This is a genomic window from Nonomuraea sp. NPDC050790, from assembly GCF_044456745.1.
Lineage (GTDB): Bacteria > Actinomycetota > Actinomycetes > Streptosporangiales > Streptosporangiaceae > Nonomuraea.
On record NZ_JBITGF010000005.1, the window covers coordinates 615,078 to 634,561 of the forward strand.

Here is a 19,484-nt window from a genome sequence, read left to right on the forward strand (position 1 = left end):
GCGCCCTCTACGACCCAGCACCCCTCTCCCGCGCCCTCTACGACCCAACGCTTCACACCGCCGCGTCCCCTCTCCGACCCGACGCCCCAGCCTCACGGCACCTGCGGCCCAGCACGCCACGGCACCTTCGGCCCAGTGCCCGGCAGGCAACCCGGAACCCCACCGGGAACCTCCAGACCTCCGACCCCACCACCACCCGGGCTCACGCGACCGCCGACGCCGTACCAGCGCGCCCGGCTCCTCACCCCCGCCGCCAGAAACCTCCGACCACCCCGAGGCCCGCACCCCATGACCACCACAGCAGACCCCACACCAGGAGGCGCGCGATGACCTCCCAGACCAGCGCCCACGAGGCCCCCAGCGACCCGAGCCGGAACCGGGGACGGCTGGCCGGAGCCGTCGCGGCCATCGGCGCCCAGAACCTGATCCTGCTGCTGGCCATCGTGGCCGTGGGGGCGCTGTTCGGGGTGCTGGATCCCGGTTACCTGGCGTGGAGCAACATCCGGGTCATCGGCGACGCCGTCACGATCGCCGGGCTGCTGGCGGTGGTCCAGACGGTCGTGATCATCTGCGGCGCCCTGGACATCTCCGTCGGCTCGGCCACGGGCGTGGCGTCGGTGGTCAGCGCGATGGCGTTCATGGCCACCGGCCGCAACCCGATGCTGGGCATGGCCGCCGCCCTGGCCGTGGGTCTGCTGCTCGGCCTGATCAACGGCATCATCATCGTGTACGGCCGCGTCAACGCCGTCATCGCCACCCTGGCGACGCTGGCCGCGTACAAGGGCCTGGCTCAGTTGTTGTCCGGCGGCGCCGCGCAGGGCTACGTGCTGGGCGACGACCTGTTCATCTTCATCTCCCGGGGCAGCGTGGCGGGCCTGCCCACGATGGTGTGGATCCTCATCCTGGTCGCCCTGGCCATCCACATCCTCCTGAAATACACCGACATTGGCCGCAACCTCTACGCCATAGGCGGCAACGACGTCGCCGCCCGCCTGGCAGGCATCAACATCAACAAATACCTCATAGCCGTGTACGCCCTGGCGGGCCTGGTAGCCGCGATAGCCGGCATCATCCTCACCGCCCGGATCGGCTCCGGCCACCCCACCTCGGGCAGCGCCGGCCTGGAACTGAAGGCCATCACCGCCGCCGCTCTGGGCGGCTGCGCCCTGAAGGGCGGAAAGGGCGGAGTGGGCGGCACCCTCCTGGCAGTGGTCCTGCTGGGCGCCCTGGAAAACGGTCTCACATTCCACGGCATCAGCACCTTCTGGCAGAACGTCGCCCAGGGCGCCCTCCTCGTCGTGGCCGTGGTGATCCAGCAACGCCGCAGCGGCGAACGAGCCGTCGGCCTCCCCACCTAGCACCACCCGCAACCGCTTGCAAGGTAGTCGCAGTAGGCCGGGTGCGCATGGAATTGGCGTGCGATCAGCGGGCGTGCGACGCGGCCGACCCGTAGGTACGCGCCTGACGAGGCAGTCGCGGAGATGTGTGGGCTTGGTGCACGAGAGGACTGCGTGTGGAGGGCTCGGAGGCTGAACGCTCCGGTGGTCTCGGGCAGGTGGGCTCAGGGTGTGGCGGGCGCGGCCAAGGTGGCTCGGCGAGCGGACAGATCGGGCCTGGCTGGCGCGGCATTCTCGGGCGGAGACGGGTGGAGGCTAGAGAGACAGGCAGGGCTGACGGGTCGCGGGGTAGGGGTGGTTGAGCGGGGGCGGTGGAGCGGGGATGGTTGAGCGGGGGTGGTTGAGCGGGGGCGACGGGCTAGGGGGTGGTGGGGTGGGGGTCTATGGCGTTGGCGAGGGTGTGGAGGGCGCGGGCTGCTCGGCGGCGGAGGCCGCCGCCCGACGTGGCGGCACGTGTGCTGTAGGGCGGTGAGCCGAGGGTTCGTGAACCATGGGGTGGCGAGGTGGCGGACCGTGAGTTGGCGGGCCCGGAGGCGGGGGTGGACGGGGCGTTGGCGGGGGTGGACGGGGTGTTGGTGGGGGTGGACGGGGCGTTGGCGGGGGTGGGTGGGGTGTTGGTGGGGGTGGACGGGGTGTTGGTGGGGTGGAGGTGGGCGGTGGCGGTGCGTTCGGCGGTGGCTTCGGCTATGAGGTCGGCGTGGCGGGTGCGGATGTAGTCGGTGATCATCTGCTCGTTCATGAGGTGGGCTCCGCTCGGATGATGGCGATGTCACCGCTCAGGCTGCGGGCGGTGATCTCGACGGTCTGCTCGGTGGGCGCGGGTTCGGTGGTGTCCTGGTTGAGGGCGGAGGTGACGTGGCCGGTCAGGGAGTTGACGTCCAGCCAGGCTGCGGTGCCGAGGGGGACGGCGACCGTGGTGTCGCCCGAGGCGGTCTGGATGCCGATCTTGCCGTTGGTGACGCCTCGGAGAGACACGTCGCCGGAGGTTGACTTGATGGCGGCGCCCGCGGTGGCCTTGCCGATGATCAGGTCGCCGGAGACCACGCTGGCGGTGACGGGGCCTCGGGCGTCGTTGATGCGTACGTCGCCTGATGCGCTTCTGACGTCGGCGACGCCTTCGATGACGTCAAGGGTGATGTCACCTGACGCCGTCTTGGCGGTCGCGGTGGCGGCGTGCTCGGCGTCCAGGTCTCCGGAGGCGCTGGAGAACTCGATTCCGGCCAGCGTTCCCTGGATTCTGACGTCGGCCGAGGCGGTGTCGACCAGCACTCGGGAGCCGGTGGGGAGGTCCACGACGATGTCCAGGCTCGGGGTACGGCGCAGGCGGGAGCCTTCCGGGGCCTTCACCTGTACGACGCCGTCACGGTGTGTGATCTTGACCGACTCCGCGTACTCGGCCCCGAGGTCCAGGTTTTCCGGGGTGACCTCGACGGTCGTGTCCCGGCGGTCGGAGGCGGTGACGACCAGGTCACCGGCGGGGAAGTTCACGTGGAGGGTGATGGGGTCCGGTGTGCTGAACGTCGGCATGACGGGATCTCCGTTCGGCGCGGTGAGGAGCACCCTCGGCGCGGGATGCGGTGAGGGCGTGCTGGATGACCGCCCCGGCCTGGACGGGCCGGAGCCGATTTGGTCACGGACTGTTCGGGACGAGCCTGGGTCTGGTCGCGGCCTGCTCGGGACGAGCGCGGGTCTGGTCGCGGCCTGCTCGGGACGAGCGCGGGGCCCGGTCGCGGACTGGTCGGGGTGAGCCCGGGTGAGGAACTCTGCGGGCGTGGCTGGGGTGCGGGGTTCTGCGGGCGTGGCTGGGGTGCGGGGTTCTGCGGGCGAGGCGGTTAGCGGGCCCAGCCGGTGATGCGCTGGCCGGGGAAGCCCGAGGACGGTGGGGGTGTCGGCTGGCCGGAGACGGCCTGGGTCAGGGCGCGGACCATCCACGCGTTCACCGACATGCCCGCCTGCCCCGCGACCTGCTCGATGCGCGACTTCAGCGGCTCGGGCAGGCGGAGCGTCATCCTGGCGGTGCCGGGATCACCGTCACCCGAACCGGACGGCTCGGGGGGCGCGGGAGGGGCCGGTGGCGCGGGAGGGACGGGCGGCACCTGGTCGGGCCAGCCGGGCGGAGCCGGCGGACCATACCCGCCAGGGCCATACCCGCCCGCACCATAGCCATCCGGACCAAAGCCGCCCGCGCCATAGCCTCCCGGACCGTGGCCGCCCGGACCATAGCCGGCGGCAGCGTAACCGGCGGGGCCGACACCGCTGCCGGGATCAGCACCACCAGCGGGGCCGAAGCCGTGGCCGGCCCCACCGGCGGCGAACCCGCCGGCGCCGTGCCCGGCAGGAGCGAAGGCGCCGTGGAAACCGGGGTCGCCCGGTGGGACGGTGACCACCAGCTCCGGCTCCCTGCCCCGGATCCGCAACTCCACCAGACCGGGCTCGATCTGGCTGGTCACGGACTCGGCGGCATCGGACAGCACCTCCAGCAGCGTCAGCCGCACCGACGACTCCAGCGCCGAGGTCAGCGACTCGGCCGCGGCGCGCATCTCCGCGCCGCCCACGTCGGCGGCGGCGGCCAGCTCCCTGCGGAGGGTGTCGATGTGGGGCGTCAGATCCATGACGTCATCATGACATCAGAGTGCTGTCACCGCAAGCCGCCGAGCGACACGGACCGCATCAAAGTGACGTCACCCGAGAGGCGCCTCTGCCAGGATGTCGTGGAAGCGCCGCGCCACCAGCTCCCACGACCAGGCCGAAACGATCCACTCCCGTCCCAAGGCCCCCATCTTCCGCGCCCGTTCCCGATCCACCAGCAGTTCCACCAGCGCCTGAGCCACCGCCCCAGCCGACCGGCCGTCCACGACCAGCCCGCTCTCCCCCGGCCGCACGGCATCGGGCGCCCCGCCGGAAGCCCCCGCCACCACCGGCAACCCGGTCGCGGAGGCCTCCAGGAACACGATGCCGAGCCCCTCCACGTCCGCCCCGCCCAACCGCGTACGGCACGGCATCGCGAACACGTCCCCCGCCGCGTAGTACCCCGGCAACATCTCCCCGGACACGGCCCCGGCGAACACGACCGACCGCGTCCCAGCCGCCAGCCGTTCCAGCCGCCGCCGGTCGGGCCCATCCCCCACCAGCAACAACACCGCATCCGGCACCGCACGCAACACGGCGGGCCAAGCCCGGATCAACTGATCCTGCCCCTTGCGCCGCACCAGCCGGGACACGCACACCACCACCGGCCCGCCGAAGGCCCGGACAGCCTCCACCCCAGGATGAAAGGCCGCGGTGTCGACGCCAGGCGCCAGCCGTACCAGCTTCCCGGAGGGAACCACCCGCGCGAGCCGCTCCCGCGTGTACTCCCCCAGGTAGGTCACCACGTCCGCATGCGCGCCGATACGACGCAGCACCCCGCGCAGCATCGGCGTGCCCGCCCACGACGCCTCGTGGCCGTGGGTCAGCATCACCACCCGCCGCGCCCCCGCCGCCCGCAGCCGGGGCGCGAGCAGCCCCAGCGGCGCCGCCGCGCCGAAGACGACGGTCTCGGCGCCGAGGCGGGTCACCAGGCGGGCGGCCCGCCGCGCGACGCCGGGCGTGGGCAGCATGAGCGAGGTGGGGTGCCGCACGATCGGGTACGGCTGCCGCCGGTCGAACTCGGCGCTGCCCGCCCAGGCCGGCGCGTAGACGACCGCCCCGGGCGTGCGCACCGCCAGCCCGTGCACGAACGACTGGATGCCACCCTGCCGGGGCGGGAAGTCGTTCGTGACGAAGAGGACGCGCCTCACGGCTCGGGGACGCCGTTCAGCAGCGCCCAGGAGCGGGCCATGGCGATGCGCTGCGGCGCGGTGGGGTGGGAGGAGTACAGGACGTGCTCAAGGGGGTCCGGCGCCAGGTCGGAGATGTTGGTCGTGGCCAGGCGCTTCTGCATGGCGGTGAACGTCGCCGGGTCGCGGGTGAGGTCGAGGGCGTGGGCGTCGGCGCGGGCCTCGACGTGGCGGCTGACGACGTTCTGGGCGGGTCCGGACAGGACGGTGGCCAGGCTCATCAGGCCCATGACGGCGCCCACGGCCAGGGGTTCGGTGATGGCGGTGACGCGGGCGCGCCGCCGTACCAGGGGGAAGACCGCGAACAGCAGGGCGGCGCCGAACGCGGCCCCCAGCGCGCCGATGAGCGTGCCGTTGAGCACGTCGTCGTACTTGGCGTGGCCGAGTTCGTGAGCCACGACGAGTTCGACCTCCGGCTCCGGCGCCTTCAGCAGCGTGTCGTAGACGACGATGCGGCGGGTGGCGCCGAAGCCGGAGACGTAGGCGTTGAGCGCGGTGGTGCGGCGGGAGGCGTCGGCGACGAGCACGTCCTCGACCAGCACGCCGTCCCGCTCGGCCATGGCCAGCAGGCTGGTACGCAGCGGCGAGGCCGGCATGGAACGGAAGTCGTTGAACAGCGGCTCGAAGACGACCGGATACACGAACGAGGCGGCGACGGTCAGCCCGGCGGCGCCCACGGCCGCGGGCACCCACCAGCGCCGGAACCTGCGCGCCAGACCCACCAGCGCCACGATCATGATGGACAGCAGCACGACCCGCACCGCGATGTTCTTCAGCCGGTCGCCGCTCCACGCCGCCCATTCCTGGGTGGACAGGCCGAACTCGCGCAGCCGTACCTCGAACCACATGCCGAGCGGCCAGCGCACGACCTCGACCAGCGCGGTGAGCAGCAGCACGCCCAGCACGGCTCGCAGCCACCACGGGCCCCTGAGCCGTCCCAGGACCTTCGCGCCGAGCGGCGTGGCGACCAGCAGCCCCGCGAACAGGATCGTGAGGCCGAGCGACAGGTACGACGGCAGGCTGGTGGCCGCGTCGAACGCCTGCGACCTGGCGATCTCGGCGGCGGAGAAGTCGCGGGCCGGGTCGGGGGCGACCTGGGGCGCGTCCGGCGGCAGGGCCCGCCAGGGCGTGGTGAGCGCGGCGGCCACGACCACGGCGGCGCCGAGCACGACGGCGGCGACCCCGGCCTGGCGCCGTACCCGCGCGGGGGCCTTCTCCCGCTGATCGGTCACTCGAGTTCCTTCCTTAGGTAGGCGCGCCACCCGGCGGCCAGCTCGCGGGCGGGCAGGGGCAGGGCCCGCTCCACACCCAGCCGCCGCGCGTCGCGGTAGAACCTCACCAGCCTGTCCTCGCCGAAGCGCGCGGCGAGGAAGCGACACGCCAGCCAGGCCTCCTGGTAGGACTGTGCCAGCCGCGCGGCCCCCGGCGCGAACGCGCCCGCTCCCGGCAGTTCCCGCGGCACCCGGCCCGCGCGCACCTCGGCGGCCAGTTCCGCCGCCGCCACGGGCACGGCCAGTGCGGCGTCCTTGTAGGCCACGTAGTCGGCGAAGCCCTCGTACAGCCAGGCGGGCAGCCCGCCGGTCCCCGCGGCCACGTGGGTGAGCTCGTGGGCGAGCACGACGTCGCGCCCGGTGGGGGTGAGCCGGGCGTAGTTCTCGGGGATCACGATGACCCTGCCGTCGTGGGCGAGCGCGGCCAGTCCCTCGGCGGAGGCCGTGCCCGCCGTCCGCGCCGCCTGCGCCGCGTCGGCGGCGACCTCGACGCTGGGGCGCACCGGATGGCCGAGCACCGCCGCCACCCGCTCCGCCGCCCGCCGCGCGCGCAGCGACAGGTCCGCGCGGTCCACCCCGTCCCGAGGGGTACGGCCGGCCGGCTCGCGCGCGCAGCCGACCGGCACGACGACCAGGAGGGCCGCGAGGGCGGCGCGACGGCTCACGACCACGGCCCCGATGGTAGCCGGACGCGCGAAGGCCCCGTCCCGGGAGGGGACGGGGCCTTTCGGACCGGGCGGCTACAGACCGGGCCGGACGGCTCCTGCGAAGGACGACTTGCGCCATCCGCCGAGCTTCTCGATGCGCACCCGCTTGCCCGAACTGGGCGAGTGGACCATCTTGCCGTCGCCGACGTACATGCCGACGTGGCCTCGACCGCGGAAGAACAGCAGGTCACCCGGCTGCAGCGACTTCCACGAGATCTTCTTCTTGATGCGCGCGTACTGGCTGTGCGTCACGCGGGGGATCTTGACTCCGGCCTTCTTCCAGGCGTACTGGACGAGACCGGAGCAGTCGAAGGCGCCGGGTCCCGTTCCGCCGTAGCGGTACGGGTCGCCGATCTGCGCCCTTGCCGCGGAGACGGCCTTGCGGGCCTTGCTCTTCTGCCGTGCAGTCGCCGACTGCTTCGCCGTCTTGGCCGTCACGGTGGTCTTGACCGCGGTCTGCGCCTGGGCCGCCGGGGCATGGAGGGCGAACCCTCCGGCCGTCACGGTCATGGCGATCGCCGCACCACTCAAGACAAGACGACGGGGGTTGTGCAGGGAGGTAGACAGGATTTCTCCTTGGTTCTTCCACGAACGCCTACCGGGTTAGCTGACGGATTCGGGCCTGGAAGTCGCCCTACGGCACGCCGAAACGCGCCGATTCACCCCTTGATCCCGGGGGAATGGGATCGGTGGTTCCCCGGCTCCGTGCCTCCTGGCTGCACGGACTCGGCAGGTCACGGCCCCTTGTCGAGCAGGGGGTGACCGGCGGATCTCTGTGGGACTCGGCGACATGGCTTGTTCGCCGCGACGCCAGAACGTACTCGCGGGTTCACGGCTCGGCAAAGTCCCGGCAAAGTTGTCAAGATCCGACAGAGGTGTCAGTCAAGTCGGGAACTCCTGCTGGACACAGGGGTCCGTTACCGGAATGTGACCCTCCTCACACTTGGAGCTCCAGGGGGTGAGTCAGGTCCCATTCGTCACACCTGTCACACGGGTCACAGCGGTCAGCCGGAAGCCGGTCGGCTGGTGCCGTACCTCCTCGATCTCCTTCAGCCGCGCCGCGTGCTCGCCGCCGAGATACCGGAAGAGGTACGGCACCCGCCGCATCCGCACGACCTCGAACCGGGCGGCGACGGCGTCGAGCATGTCCCCGGCGGGCGAGTGGTCGACGTGCGCCGCGCGCCATCGGGCCAGGGGGTCGGGCTCGGGCCGGTCGAAGCGGCCGAGCAGCCTCCCGACGTCGTAGAACCAGGTCGCGGCGGCCGCGTCGGCCCAGTCCCAGGCGAACTCGTCCACCACCAGCCGGCCGCCGGGCCGCAGCAGCGCGGCCGTCCGGTCGAGCGCGGCCTCCAGCGGGTGCATGTGGTGCAGCGACAGTGACAGCACGATGACGTCGAACGGGTCGTCCTCGTAGACCGTCAGGTCGGCCTCCCGCGCGGGCACCCCCGCCGCCCTGGCCGCGGACGGGTCGAGGTCGATGGCGGTGACGTCGTGTCCGCGCGCGATCAGCGCCGCGGCCAGGGCGCCCGCGCCGCAGCCCGCGTCGAGCACGCGGGCGGGGGCGTCGGGGAGCGCGGAGAGCATCCAGGTGTCCATGACCCGATCGTGCGCGGCCCGAGCCATGCGCACCACTGCGGGATCGGCATGAAAGACATAAGCTCCATGCATGCTTGACGTCTGGTCGCTGAAGGTGCTGTCAGAGGTGGGGCGGCTGGGGTCGTTCTCGGCCGCCGCCGAGGCGCTGTCGATGACCCAACCGGCCGTCTCCCGGCAGATCGCCGCCCTGGAGCGCCGGGCCGGGGTGCTGCTGTTCCACCGGCTGCCACGCGGCGTACGCCCCACCGGCGCCGGACAGGCCGCCCTGGAGCAGGCCGCGCACGTGCTCGACGGGATCGCGCTGCTGGAGACCCGGCTGGCCGCGCATGCGAGCGGCGAGCGCGGGCGGGTGCGGGTGCAGGCGTTCCCGAGCGCCGCCACCGCGTACGTGCCCGAGTGCTTCCGCCTCTTCGCCGCCCGCCACCCGGCGGTCGAGCTGTCGCTGACCGTGGGCGGGGGCGCCGCCGCCGTCCTGTCCGGACAGGCCGACCTCGCGCTGGTGACGTCGTGGGACCCCGCGCCGCAGGGCCTGGAGCTGGTGCCGCTGCTCGACGACGAGCTGCTGGTCGCACTGCCGGGCGCGCATCCGCTGGCGGGCGGCGACAGCGTGCGGCTGCGGGCGCTGGCCGGGGAGGCGTGGATCGACGGCAGCCACCCCGACTGCCTCGGGCCGCTGTCGGAGCTCGCCGCCGCGCTCGGGGCGCCGCCACGTGTCAGCCACCTGTGCGACGACTGGAACGGCCGTCAGGGGCTCGTGGCGGCGGGCGTCGGCGTGATGGTCTTCCCGTCGATCGCCGGGGGGACGGCCGTGCGCCCGGACATCAGGCTCCTGCGTCCCGAGCCCGCCCTGCCCGCGCGCCGCGTCCTCGCCGCCGTCCTGCCCGCGCCGGGGCGCTCACCCGCCGTGGAGGAACTGCTGCGCACCATGCTCGGGTACGGCCGGCCGTGACGCCACTCAGGGGCGGATGGCGCCCACGACCCGCCTGCCGTAGGAGGAGAACTTGACCACCTTGATGACGTCGCCGGTCTGGGGCGCGTGCACGATGTTGCCGTTGCCCGCGTAGATGGTGACGTGGCCGAGGCCCTCACTGAAGATCAGGTCACCGGGCCGCAGCGAGTCCATCGAGACGCGGCGCTTGGCCCCCCACGCCCACTGCTGCCAGGTCGTGCGCGGCAGCGAGACGCCGCCCGCCCGCCACGACGCCTGGGTGAAGCCCGAGCAGTCGTACCCGCGTGGCCCGGTGCCGCCGTAGATGTAGGGCTTGCCGACCTGCGCGAACGCGAACTGCAGCACCGCCGCGGCGTTGCCGGTGGCGGGGCCGGTGTACTTGATGCCGGTGCTGTTGGGGTCGCCCGCGTTGTACGCGCCGAGTTCGCGCAGGAGCTTCTTCTGCTCCTGGATGAGCTTGAGGATCTCCGCGCGTTCCTTCTCGACCTTGTCGCGCTCGTCGTCGGCGGCGACCAGGGCGTCCTGGGCGAGGTCGCGCTGGGTCTTGAGCCCCTTGTTCTCCCGGTCGAACGCGGCCAGCCGCTCGGCGCGCTCGGCCTGGAGCTGGCCGGTGAGCGCCATGCCGCCGAGCAGGCCCGAGGGGTCGCCCTGCCCCATCAGCGTGGGCCAGGAGGTCATGTCGGCGCCGATCTGGTAGTCGTTGACTGCCATGTTGATGACCTGGGCGCGCAGGCGGGCCACGGAGGCCAGCTTCTCCTTGTAGGTGGCGTTGAGCGTGCCGTACTTCTTCTTGGCCGCCTTGTGGCGTTCGGTGGCGGTGTTGAAGCGCTCGACGACGTGGTCGGCCTTGTTGTTGAGGCGGGAGAGCTTCGCCTTGGCCTGTTTGATGGTCGGCTTGGGATCGGCCACCGCCACACCGACCGGCGACGCCAGCAGCCCGATCGCCAGACCAGCAGCCAACGAAACCCGGCCAAACCTCACAGCGTCGCCTCCCAGTGATCACACCTGGGGGCAAATAGTACAGAAGTGCTGGGTGAGTTCTCAGCCTTTAGCCGGATTTGTAACCCACGCCCCACCACCCTCACCTCTCCCATCCGACTCTCGTCCGGCAAGGACGAAGCCCGCCACCGCGCGACCGGCCGCCCTTCTGGTGCCCGGGACCGCTGAGGGTGTGCCGTCGGGCGACCGGCCGCGCCGATGGGCGCAGATCGGAAGGTACGCCCGGCCGGGCCGTCCGCGCAGCAAGGCAGACCGATCCGGTCTGGAGCAGGGGTCAGGCGCGGCCGAGGCGGCGCAGGAGGAGGGCGGAGGAGACGGGGCGGGCGCCCATGCGGCGCACCGACTCGGCCACCTCGCGGTCGGTCGACACCACGGCGATGGCGCGGCCGGGCGGCTCGGCCCTGACCAGTTGCCTGATCACGTCGTCGGCGATCTCGCCGGGCGCGCTGAACAGCACGCGGACCCCGCGCGGCGCCACCACCTGGACGGGCGAGTTGAGCTCGGCGCCGTCGAAGACCACGGTGACCTCCACCCGGGTCTGCGCGACCAGGCCGCCGAGCCCGGTCATCAGGCGGGCGCGCTGGTCGGCGAGGGTGAAGTTGCCGTAGCCGGTCTTGGTCACGTTGTAGCCGTCGATGATCAGATGGACCTGCGGCAACGCCAGCAACTGATCCAGCAGTTGCGGATCGTCGTCGGCCAGGGCGCGCGCGGGCACGCCCCGCACGCCGGGGGCGCCGGGCGCGACCGCGGCCACCGAGTCGGCGGGGCGGCTGATGGTGGTGGGCAGGGCCAGTTCCCTGCGCAGCCCGGCCGAGGCGTCCTGCAGCGCGTCGAGCAGGACCCGGATGCGGGCGTCCTCGATGCTCCTGCCCTCGCGGGCGGCCCGCCGGGAGGCCTCCAACTGTTTCTCCACGTCGCTGAGGCGCTCGCGCAGCCGGCGCAGCTCCGCCTCCCCCGCGCTCCCGGCCGCGGTGGCGGCCGTCTTGGCCTCGTCGGCGGCCTGCTCGACGGCCGAGACCCGCTGCTCGGCGGCCTTGGCCCGCTCGCGGGCTTCGTGGAGCTTGCGGCGCAGGTCGGAGTTCTCCGCGCGGGCGGTCTTGAGCTGCTCGCGCAGCCGGTCGGCCTCCTCCTTGGCGGCGCTCTTCTGCCCGGCCAGTTGCTCGCGCAGCCGGATGACCTGCTGCTCCTGCGCCGAGCCCTCGGCCACGACGGCGGACTGCTCCAGGTCGGCCCGCGCCATCTCCACCATCTCCGCCCAGCCGGGCGGGCGGGTGAGGTAGGCGGCAGCGGCCACCAGCACGGGGTCGGCGGCGGGCGGCACGTTGCCCTCCGCGAGCGCGGCCACGAGCTCGGGCCAGCCGGCCGCGACCGACTCGGCCACGGCCTCGCGGAACTCCTTGTCGCTCTCAAGCTGGGCGGCGATGGGCGCGCTGCCCAGCTTCGCGCGCTTGCGCGGATCGAACCTGGCGATCCCGCGCAGCGGCGGAGGCACGATGGCGGCCGGCATCGACCCCAGGACCTGCGCCGCGAGGTCGACGACGTTCAGTCTTACCTGCTCAGGGAGCGGGCGAGACAGGCCTTCACCGGCTGAACTCATCCCGTTGTGTCCCTTCGCGCCTTGCTCTTTCAGTCAAGGGTACGGCTGTCGCGTACCTAACCGTAACTGTGCGTCGCATCTGGACAAGCGCTTGGTTGGCGGTATACGACTGTGCCAGGCCAGGGAGGTCCAGGGTGACGGAGCAGATGCGTACCTCCACGCGTGACCTGGAGGAACTGCACGATCGGGTGTCCGCGTGGCTCGGCGCCAAGCTGGGCCGGGCCGTCCCGGTGTCGGAGCTGGAGCGTCCTTCGGGCAATGGAATGTCCAGCGAAACGTTATTTTTCACCGCACGATTAGCCGAAAACCCCACACGATGTGTCGCCCGCATGGCCCCGGCCGCCGAGGCGGTGCCCGTCTTCCCGGCCTACGACCTCGGCGCCCAGTTCGAGGTCATGCGCCTGGCCCGCGAGCGCGCGGGGGTGCCCGCGCCCAGGCCGCTGTGGTTCGAGCCGGACCCGGAGCCGCTCGGCATGCCGTTCTTCGTGATGGAACGCGAGGAGGGGCTGGTCCCGCCCGACGTCATGCCCTACACCTGCGAGGGCTGGCTGCTGGAGGCCGGTCCCGAGGACGCCCGCACGCTGCAGGACGAGACCGTGGCGATCCTCGCGGCGCTGCACGAGGCGCCCGTCCGTCCCGCCGAACTGGCCTTCCTGGGCGCCGCCGGGCTGCGGGCGCACGTGGAGGAGCAGCGCGCCTACTACGCCTGGGCGCACGGCAGGCGCCGCATCCCCGTGCTGGAGCGGGCCTTCGACTGGCTGGAGGCGCACTGGCCGCAGGACCCCGGCCCCGACGTGCTGACCTGGGGCGACGCCCGGCCGGGCAACGTGATGTACCGGGACCTGCGCCCGGTGGCGGTGCTGGACTGGGAGATGGCCGCCGCGGCGCCCAGGGAGTTGGACCTCGGCTGGATGATCTTCCTCCACCGCTTTTTCCAGGACATCGCGGAGATGCTGGAACTGCCCGGCATGCCAGGCTTCATGCGCCGCGACGACGTCTGCCGGAAATATCAGGAGCTGACCGGCTACCAGCCCCGCGACATGGACTTCTACGAGATGTACGCCGCCCTCCGGCACGGCATCATCATGGCCCGCGTGTGGCAGCGGCGCATCCACTTCGGCGAGCAGGCCGACCCCGAGGATCCCGACGACCTGGTCATGCACCGCGCCGCCATCGAGCGGATGCTGGCTCAGGGCCCCGCGTCGTAGACGGTCAGCGCGATCTGGACCCTGTTGTTCAGCTCCAGCTTGGTGAGGATGCGCGACACGTGCGCCTTCACGGTGGCCACGCTCATGAAGAGCTCGGCCCCGATCTCCGCGTTGGACCTGCCCTGCCCCACGGCCGCCGCCACCTCCCGCTCACGCTCGCTCAGCCGCCCCAGCAGCTTCCGCGCCCGATCGGTGCGCTGCCCGGCGCCCCCGTCGGAGACGTGGGTGATGAGCTGCCTGGTGACCGCGGGCGACAGGATCGGCTCCCCCGCCGCCACCCTGCGGATCGCCGCCACCAGGTCGCCCGGCGGTATGTCCTTCAGCAGGAACCCCGCCGCCCCCGCCCGCAGCGCCCGCAGCACCTGGGCGTCGGCGTGGAAGGTCGTCAGCACCACCACCTCGGGCGGCGCGGCGGTGGCGCGCAACGCCTCGGTGGCGGTCAGTCCGTCGACGCCGGGCATGCGGATGTCCATGAGCACCACGTCGGGCCGGTGCTCGGCCACGCTCGGCGGCACCTCGGCGCCGTCGGCCGCCTCGCCCACGATCTCGATGTCGCCCGCCCCCGAGAGGATCATCGACAGCCCGGCCCTGACCAGGGCGTCGTCGTCGACGATCAGTACGCGGATCGGTGCGGTGGTCATGTCGTCCACGGTAGCCATGCCTTCACCAGAAAGTCCCCATCAGATCGCGGGCCGTGCTCCAGCCGGCCGCCGGACAGCTCCGCTCGTTCGGTCAGGCCGATCAGCCCGGCCCCCGCGCCGGGGATGGGCGAGCCGAGCCGTACCCCTGTCGGGTTGCGCACCTCGACCGTGAGGCCGTCACCCGGACCGCCCGAGACCCGCACCGTCACCGGCGCGCCCGCGGCGTGCTTGCGCGCGTTGGTGAGCGCCTCCTGGACGATGCGGTAGGCGTTGCGGCCCAGCGCGTCGGGGACGCCGTCGTGGTCGGGCAGGATCAGCGCGACGTCCATGCCGGCCTGGCGGCACTCGGCCACCAGGCCGCTGAGGTCGGCGAGCGTGGGCTGCGGGCGCTCGGGCACCGCGTCGTCGCCGCCGTGGCGCAGCACGCCGATCACCCCGCGCAGGTCCTGAAGGGCCTGGTGGGCGCTCTCGCGGATGGCGCCGGCGGCCCTGGAGATCTCGGCGGGCCCCGCGTCGGGATGGAACTCCAGCGCGCCCGCGTGCAGGCTCAGGATCGACAGCCGGTGGGCGAGCACGTCGTGCATCTCCCTGGCGATGCGCTCGCGTTCGAGATGCCTGGCCTGCTCGGCGGCGGTGTCGGCCTGGGCGCGCAGCGACCAGACGAGCTGCCGCCTGGCGCGCACCACGAGCCCCCAGGCGAACAGCGCGGTCACGATCGAGGCGCCGAGCGTGAAGTTGCCCCAGAAGCCCAGGTCGGGGCTGGGCCGGAAGTAGGCGAGCGGGAAGAGCGTGATCATGCCCGCCACGGCGACCGGACCCGAGATCTTGAACGGGCGGTGCACGGCCACGGTGAACAGCGCCACCGCCGAAGCCCCGCCCACCAGGACGAGCCCGGTCGAGAGCACGTTGAGCACGAGCGCCAGCGTCACCGGCCAGCGCCGCCGCAGCCACACCGACGCGCAGGCCAGCGCGCCGATCACCTGCTCGGTGGCCTGGAGCGGCTCCGGGTCGCCGCTGATGTCCGGCAGGGTGAGCAGCGTGAGGCCGCAGGCCAGCATGAACATGACGGTGTCGACGATCCAGTCGCGCGTCGAGCGCTTGACCGGCCGCCCCTCCTCGCCGTCGCCGAGCAGGACCGAGGGCAGCGCCCAGCGGTACTCCTGCCCGGGTGCCCGGGCGCCGTCCGACTCCTTCATCGTTTTCCGAGGTTAGGGCCTTCCTCTGACAGAAAGACAGCGACCAAAGTCGATGTCTCGCTCAACCTACGGACGAGGCGGCGTCCACGCGCGCCTTGCCAGGCTGGACGGCATGAGAGTGGTCCTCGAGATAGCCGGCTGGCTGCTTCTGCTCCAAGGGGCGGGCGGCGTGATCAATACCCTGTTCGGCTGGTGGAGCTGGGCGCACGACCTGCTGCTGGTCAACAGGCTGTCGTTCGTGAGCGGGTACGAGGTGTTCGCCAGCATCGTCCTCGGCGTGCTCGGCGGGGCCCTGCTGGCCGCCACCAGCGCGACCAGGAAGCGGGAGGGCTGAGATGAGCACACTCGCCCTGCGCCCGCCGCGCCACCAGGCCGACCCGAGGGCCGTCTCCTGGTGGACGGTCCAGGCGTTCATGCTGGCCGTGCCGCTCGCCGCGGCGGCGGTCGCCGCGTACTGGTTCTTCTCCGGCCGGCCGGTGTGGCTGGGGCTGGTGGTGACCGCGTTCGTCCTGCTCTGCCTGGTGCTGGCCCTGGTGGCGCCGCGCGCGTACTACCGGGTGCAGCGCTGGGAGGTGACCGACGACGCGGTCTACACCCGGCAGGGGTGGCTGACCCACACCTGGCGGGTGGCGCCGATGTCGCGCATCCAGACGGTCGACACCGCGCGGGGGCCGGTGCAACGGCTGTTCGGGCTGGCCGACGTCACGGTGACCACCGCCTCGGCCGCCGGCCACATCAAGATCGAGGCGCTCGACCACGAGCTCGCGGCCCGGCTGGCCGAGCGCCTCACCGCGATCACGCAGGCCACCCCGGGTGATGCCACATGACCGCCCCACGGGACCAGACCGCCCAGGAACAGTCCGCCCAGGAACAGGACGCTCAGGGACAGGACGCTCAGGGACAGGACGCGCGGGAGCATTCCCCGCGGGAACAGGACGTTCTTCGCGAGCAGGACGGCTGGCGGAGGCTGGCGGGCAGGAGCGTGGCCGCCTCGATGGTGTTGTCGGTGGCGATCGTCGTGCCCGTGGTCGTGGTGCTCGGCCGCATCATGCTGGGCGTGGACTGGTCGTTCGCCGCCGTGGCCGGCGTCAACGCGGTCGCCGCCATCGCCATCGTGGCCGCCGTCGCCGTCTACGACGTGCTGCGCCTGCGCACCACCCGCTGGCGGCTCACGGACGAGCGCCTGGAACTGCGCTCGGGCATCGCCGAGCGCCGCCACCGGTCCGTGCCGCGCGAGCGCGTGCGCAGCGTGGACATCACCGCCGATCCGGTACGGCGAGCCTTCGGTCTCGCCGTGGTCAAGATCGGCACCGGCGAGCACACCGGCGAGACCAAGGAGCTGACCCTCGACCCCCTGCTCAGACCGGAGGCGGAGACGCTGCGCCGTACCCTGCTGGAGCAGGAGCGCCCGGAGGGCGCGCAAGCGCACCCGGCGGCCCGCGACACGACGGTGGCGCGGCTGGACTGGGCCTGGATCAGGTACGCCCCGCTGAGCGTCTGGACGTTCGTCGGCGGCGCGATCGTGGCCGGAGCGCTCTACAAGGGTCTCGACATGCTCGGCTTCGACCTGGTGAGCGGCGGCACGCTGACCGCGCTGTGGGCGTGGGCCACGGCGCACCCCTGGGCGGCGGTGCTCGCCGTCGTCGGCGCCAACGTGCTCGTGGGCGTCGTGGGAGCGCTGGGCCTGTTCGCCGAGACGTGGGGACGCTACCACCTGGAGCGCGAGCCGGGACGGCTGCGCCTGCACCGCGGCCTGCTGACCACCCGCTCGCTGACGCTGGAGGAGCGGCGGCTGCGCGGCGTGGAGGTGGCCGAGCCGCTGCTGCTGCGGCTGGGCGGCGGCGCCAAGGTGAAGGCGGTGGCGACCGGCCTGCGCAAGGCCGCGGAGAACGAGACCGAGGACGTGGCGGCGCTCACCCCGCCGATGCCGCGCGAGCTGGCCTGGCGGGTGGCCGCGGCCGTCCACGGGCCGGGCGGCGAGCCCCCGGTGCTGCTGCGCCACCCGCGCGCGGCCAGGATGAGGCGGCTGCGCTGGGCGGTGGCGTGGGTGGTGGCGCTGGCCGCCGTCGTGGGCGTCCTGGACGCGGTGTTCGCCTGGATGCCGGTCTGGGCCTGGGCGGCGCCCGTCGTGGCCCTGCCACTAGCCCTGGGGCTCGCGGTGGACGCCTACCGCGGGCTCGGGCACGGGCTGGGGCCGGCGCACCTGGTCACCCGGTCAGGGTCCGCGCTGCGCAGCACGGTGGCGCTGGACCGCTCGGGCATCGTGGGCTGGACCGTGCGCCAGTCGTTCTTCCAGCGCCGCGCCGGGCTCCTCACGGTCTCGGCGACCACGGCCGCGGGCAAGGGCCACTACGACGTCCTGGACGTCGCCCAGGACGAGGGCCTGCGCACGGCCGCCGCCGCGGTTCCCGGACTCCTGGAGGCGTTCGTCGTCCGGCGGTGAGGAAGTCGTGCTTTGCCCAGGCCCCTGTGCTGGGCAAAGCACGACTTCGACGGATAACCGTAGTCAGCGCACTTGCAACCCAGTTGCAACAACCTCAGCTACCGATCGGTTGTTCCTTCAGCGCGGCGGCGAAGGCTCGGGCCAGCTTGAGCGCGCCCTCGCGAGCCTCCCGGTCGGGCAGCAGCCGCGCCTTGGCGCCGTTGGGCGCGGCGCCCTCCGGCACGTCCACGCCGGCGTAGTCGACCAGGATCACCTTGGCGCCCACGCGCATGACGACCGTGCCGCTGCCGTTGTGGAGCAGGCCCTTCTTGAACGTCACGTACTGGCTGAACGCGCCGTCGCCCAGTCCCTTGACGTCGGTCATCTCGCTCCACGTGATGCCGCCGAAGCCCATCTCCTGGTTGGCGCCGCGCCGCTGCGCGTACATGCCCTTGGCCGCGCCCTGGTCCTCGGCGCCCGCCCGGTTGGTGAACTCGTGCACCGTGATCATGGCGCTGCGCAGCTTGTAGCCGGCGCCCTCCATGGGGATCTTCCGGTTCAGCCAGCGGCACTCGCTCTGGCGCTCCTGGCCCGCCTGCGCCTCGCGGGCGCGGGTCTCGCCCTCGGGCACGAGCTCCAGCGCGACCTGGGCGACCTTCTCGCACACCGGCGGGAAGGCCGCGACCGGCGTGGGCGAGAGCGTGGGACGGGCCGTCGGCGAGGTGGTCACCTTGGGCTTGGGCTGGGCGAGCACGTGCGGGTTGGCCGCCTGCCAGGCCGCCATGCCCTTGACCACGTGCCCGACCAGGCCGCTGACCTCGCGCAGGGCGTTGTCCTCGTTGATGGACTGGGTGCCCTCGTTCGTGAGCATGCCGGCGTCCTTGGGCTGCTGGCTGGCCTGGAACTTGACCTTGACGGTCATGTCGCCGCTCCTGGCCTGGGCCTCGCCGTAGGAGTACCACAGCAGGTTCCCCGAGCGCCGCCAGGTGTACTGGACGAACGCGCCCTCGCCCACGCCGGGCAGCTCGCGCATCGGGGAGATGTACTCCTTCTCGCCCTTGCGCGGCTCCGGCTTGGCGGTCTCGCGGAACTTGGCGCTGCTCAGGTCGAGCTCGTAGGAGCTCTGGGCCATGGCCCTGCCGGTCTTGGCGCCCTCGCCCTTGTGCTGCTCGACGCGGACGTCGATCTCGCGGCTGCGCCAGTACTCGTTGAAGGAGATGCGGTTGTTGCGCCAGTTGCAGGTGAAGGAGATCGTGTAGGAGTCGGGGGTGTCGCGCGAGTCGCCGCTGACGGTGGCGCCGGGCACCAGCCGCTCCACCTCCTGGCCGGGGACCATCGCGCAGACGTCGAGCGCGGACGGCGCCGCCGGCTTGCCCGTTCCGGACCCGGAGGGCGGGCTCGTCGGCTGAGCCGCGGGCGGCCTGGCGCCGGGCAGCGCGACCCTGCCGGTGAGCACGAGCGCGGCCACCGCCCCCGCGCCCAGGACCACCACGACCGCGGCGGCGATCAGTGCGACCAGCCAGCCCCTTCGGCGGGGCGGCGGCAGTTGGGCCGGCGGCATGGTCGGCTGCTCGAACGGTCCGCGGTACGGGTTGGTCGGCGGCTCGAACTGGCTACCGGGGTTCACTGCGTCACTCCTGACTTGCCCGGGAACGGTGGGGAAACATGCTAGTCATGGGGCTT

Annotated in this window: 19 protein-coding genes and 1 riboswitch; of the genes, 6 read left to right on the top strand and 13 right to left on the bottom strand. The window is 72.6% G+C overall.

Features of this window, described 5'->3' with window-relative positions; translation table 11 throughout:
• Positions 1-326 precede the first annotated feature (326 nt).
• Positions 327-1,358: an ABC transporter permease gene (locus ACIBEJ_RS28065; RefSeq protein WP_397185813.1), complete on the top strand. Its 1,032-nt coding sequence runs from the start codon at positions 327-329 to the stop codon at positions 1,356-1,358.
• A 397-nt stretch (positions 1,359-1,755) separates the two neighbouring features.
• On the opposite strand, the gene ACIBEJ_RS28070 is transcribed toward ACIBEJ_RS28065, so the two are convergent.
• From ACIBEJ_RS28070 to ACIBEJ_RS28105, 8 genes are all read right to left on the bottom strand, one after another.
• On the bottom strand, positions 1,756-2,136 hold the full coding sequence (locus ACIBEJ_RS28070; RefSeq protein ID WP_397185814.1) for a hypothetical protein: 381 nt from the start codon (positions 2,134-2,136) through the stop codon (positions 1,756-1,758).
• Entirely contained in the window at positions 2,133-2,924 is a 792-nt protein-coding gene (locus tag ACIBEJ_RS28075) for a DUF4097 family beta strand repeat-containing protein (protein WP_397185815.1), read from the bottom strand. The genes ACIBEJ_RS28070 and ACIBEJ_RS28075 overlap by 4 nt, the downstream gene beginning before the upstream one ends.
• A 305-nt stretch (positions 2,925-3,229) precedes the next feature.
• Positions 3,230-4,009, bottom strand: a complete 780-nt coding sequence (locus tag ACIBEJ_RS28080) for a hypothetical protein (protein WP_397185816.1) — start codon at positions 4,007-4,009, stop codon at positions 3,230-3,232.
• Between the two features lie 69 nt (positions 4,010-4,078).
• Positions 4,079-5,176, bottom strand: a complete 1,098-nt coding sequence (locus ACIBEJ_RS28085) for a glycosyltransferase family 4 protein (RefSeq protein WP_397185817.1) — start codon at positions 5,174-5,176, stop codon at positions 4,079-4,081.
• On the bottom strand, positions 5,173-6,447 hold the full coding sequence (locus tag ACIBEJ_RS28090; protein WP_397185818.1) for a M48 family metallopeptidase: 1,275 nt from the start codon (positions 6,445-6,447) through the stop codon (positions 5,173-5,175). Before ACIBEJ_RS28090 ends, ACIBEJ_RS28085 begins: the two co-directional genes overlap by 4 nt.
• Positions 6,444-7,157 (bottom strand): hypothetical protein, encoded by a 714-nt coding sequence (locus ACIBEJ_RS28095; RefSeq protein ID WP_397185819.1) that lies wholly within the window; start codon positions 7,155-7,157, stop codon positions 6,444-6,446. Before ACIBEJ_RS28095 ends, ACIBEJ_RS28090 begins: the two co-directional genes overlap by 4 nt.
• Before the next feature lie 69 nt (positions 7,158-7,226).
• Positions 7,227-7,703, bottom strand: coding sequence for a C40 family peptidase (locus ACIBEJ_RS28100; RefSeq protein WP_397185820.1), 477 nt, complete (start codon positions 7,701-7,703; stop codon positions 7,227-7,229).
• A gap of 67 nt (positions 7,704-7,770) precedes the next feature.
• Positions 7,771-7,935: riboswitch (cyclic di-AMP (ydaO/yuaA leader) on the bottom strand.
• 221 nt (positions 7,936-8,156) lie between these two features.
• Positions 8,157-8,789: a class I SAM-dependent methyltransferase gene (locus tag ACIBEJ_RS28105; protein ID WP_397185821.1), complete on the bottom strand. Its 633-nt coding sequence runs from the start codon at positions 8,787-8,789 to the stop codon at positions 8,157-8,159.
• A gap of 70 nt (positions 8,790-8,859) precedes the next feature.
• Between ACIBEJ_RS28105 and ACIBEJ_RS28110 the strand changes: the two genes are divergently transcribed.
• Positions 8,860-9,738 carry a LysR family transcriptional regulator gene (locus ACIBEJ_RS28110; RefSeq protein ID WP_397185822.1) on the top strand — a complete coding sequence of 293 codons (879 nt, stop codon included), beginning with the start codon at positions 8,860-8,862 and terminating at the stop codon, positions 9,736-9,738.
• Between the two features lie 6 nt (positions 9,739-9,744).
• On the opposite strand, the gene ACIBEJ_RS28115 is transcribed toward ACIBEJ_RS28110, so the two are convergent.
• Both ACIBEJ_RS28115 and ACIBEJ_RS28120 read right to left on the bottom strand, forming a co-directional pair.
• Positions 9,745-10,698 carry an NlpC/P60 family protein gene (locus ACIBEJ_RS28115; RefSeq protein ID WP_397185823.1) on the bottom strand — a complete coding sequence of 318 codons (954 nt, stop codon included), beginning with the start codon at positions 10,696-10,698 and terminating at the stop codon, positions 9,745-9,747.
• Between the two features lie 313 nt (positions 10,699-11,011).
• Positions 11,012-12,244, bottom strand: a complete 1,233-nt coding sequence (locus ACIBEJ_RS28120) for an NYN domain-containing protein (protein WP_397185824.1) — start codon at positions 12,242-12,244, stop codon at positions 11,012-11,014.
• A gap of 224 nt (positions 12,245-12,468) precedes the next feature.
• Here ACIBEJ_RS28120 and ACIBEJ_RS28125 point away from each other — a divergent pair, with 224 nt between their 5' ends.
• Positions 12,469-13,542, top strand: a complete 1,074-nt coding sequence (locus tag ACIBEJ_RS28125; RefSeq protein WP_397185825.1) for a phosphotransferase family protein — start codon at positions 12,469-12,471, stop codon at positions 13,540-13,542.
• On the opposite strand, the gene ACIBEJ_RS28130 is transcribed toward ACIBEJ_RS28125, so the two are convergent.
• Together ACIBEJ_RS28130 and ACIBEJ_RS28135 are read right to left on the bottom strand one after the other, a co-directional pair.
• Complete coding sequence (locus ACIBEJ_RS28130) at positions 13,524-14,183, bottom strand: response regulator (protein ID WP_397185826.1); 660 nt, start codon at positions 14,181-14,183, stop codon at positions 13,524-13,526. The two genes, ACIBEJ_RS28125 and ACIBEJ_RS28130, sit on opposite strands and share 19 nt — an antisense overlap.
• Positions 14,180-15,379 (bottom strand): sensor histidine kinase, encoded by a 1,200-nt coding sequence (locus ACIBEJ_RS28135; RefSeq protein WP_397185827.1) that lies wholly within the window; start codon positions 15,377-15,379, stop codon positions 14,180-14,182. The genes ACIBEJ_RS28130 and ACIBEJ_RS28135 overlap by 4 nt, the downstream gene beginning before the upstream one ends.
• 112 nt (positions 15,380-15,491) lie before the next feature.
• On the opposite strand from ACIBEJ_RS28135, the gene ACIBEJ_RS28140 reads away from it, so the two are divergent.
• From ACIBEJ_RS28140 to ACIBEJ_RS28150, 3 genes are read left to right on the top strand one after another with little or no spacing between them, the layout of a single operon-like run.
• Positions 15,492-15,713, top strand: coding sequence for a hypothetical protein (locus ACIBEJ_RS28140; RefSeq protein ID WP_397185828.1), 222 nt, complete (start codon positions 15,492-15,494; stop codon positions 15,711-15,713).
• A gap of 1 nt (position 15,714) precedes the next feature.
• Positions 15,715-16,206 carry a PH domain-containing protein gene (locus ACIBEJ_RS28145; protein ID WP_397185829.1) on the top strand — a complete coding sequence of 164 codons (492 nt, stop codon included), beginning with the start codon at positions 15,715-15,717 and terminating at the stop codon, positions 16,204-16,206.
• Positions 16,203-17,822 (top strand): PH domain-containing protein, encoded by a 1,620-nt coding sequence (locus ACIBEJ_RS28150; RefSeq protein ID WP_397185830.1) that lies wholly within the window; start codon positions 16,203-16,205, stop codon positions 17,820-17,822. The genes ACIBEJ_RS28145 and ACIBEJ_RS28150 overlap by 4 nt, the downstream gene beginning before the upstream one ends.
• 94 nt (positions 17,823-17,916) lie before the next feature.
• On the opposite strand, the gene ACIBEJ_RS28155 is transcribed toward ACIBEJ_RS28150, so the two are convergent.
• Positions 17,917-19,428, bottom strand: coding sequence for a hypothetical protein (locus tag ACIBEJ_RS28155; protein WP_397185831.1), 1,512 nt, complete (start codon positions 19,426-19,428; stop codon positions 17,917-17,919).
• Positions 19,429-19,484 lie beyond the last annotated feature (56 nt).

What these genes read in the sequence shown, in the direction of transcription:
- ACIBEJ_RS28065 (WP_397185813.1), top strand. Translation starts at nt 327, where the DNA reads ATGACCTCCCAGACCAGCGCCCACGAGGCCCCCAGCGACCCGAGCCGG.
- ACIBEJ_RS28070 (WP_397185814.1), bottom strand. Translation starts at nt 2,136, where the DNA reads ATGAACGAGCAGATGATCACCGACTACATCCGCACCCGCCACGCCGAC.
- ACIBEJ_RS28075 (WP_397185815.1), bottom strand. Translation starts at nt 2,924, where the DNA reads ATGCCGACGTTCAGCACACCGGACCCCATCACCCTCCACGTGAACTTC.
- ACIBEJ_RS28080 (WP_397185816.1), bottom strand. Translation starts at nt 4,009, where the DNA reads ATGGATCTGACGCCCCACATCGACACCCTCCGCAGGGAGCTGGCCGCC.
- ACIBEJ_RS28100 (WP_397185820.1), bottom strand. Translation starts at nt 7,703, where the DNA reads ATGACCGTGACGGCCGGAGGGTTCGCCCTCCATGCCCCGGCGGCCCAG.
- ACIBEJ_RS28105 (WP_397185821.1), bottom strand. Translation starts at nt 8,789, where the DNA reads ATGGACACCTGGATGCTCTCCGCGCTCCCCGACGCCCCCGCCCGCGTG.
- ACIBEJ_RS28110 (WP_397185822.1), top strand. Translation starts at nt 8,860, where the DNA reads ATGCTTGACGTCTGGTCGCTGAAGGTGCTGTCAGAGGTGGGGCGGCTG.
- ACIBEJ_RS28120 (WP_397185824.1), bottom strand. Translation starts at nt 12,244, where the DNA reads ATGCCGGCCGCCATCGTGCCTCCGCCGCTGCGCGGGATCGCCAGGTTC.
- ACIBEJ_RS28130 (WP_397185826.1), bottom strand. Translation starts at nt 14,183, where the DNA reads ATGACCACCGCACCGATCCGCGTACTGATCGTCGACGACGACGCCCTG.
- ACIBEJ_RS28135 (WP_397185827.1), bottom strand. Translation starts at nt 15,379, where the DNA reads ATGAAGGAGTCGGACGGCGCCCGGGCACCCGGGCAGGAGTACCGCTGG.
- ACIBEJ_RS28140 (WP_397185828.1), top strand. Translation starts at nt 15,492, where the DNA reads ATGAGAGTGGTCCTCGAGATAGCCGGCTGGCTGCTTCTGCTCCAAGGG.
- ACIBEJ_RS28145 (WP_397185829.1), top strand. Translation starts at nt 15,715, where the DNA reads ATGAGCACACTCGCCCTGCGCCCGCCGCGCCACCAGGCCGACCCGAGG.
- ACIBEJ_RS28150 (WP_397185830.1), top strand. Translation starts at nt 16,203, where the DNA reads ATGACCGCCCCACGGGACCAGACCGCCCAGGAACAGTCCGCCCAGGAA.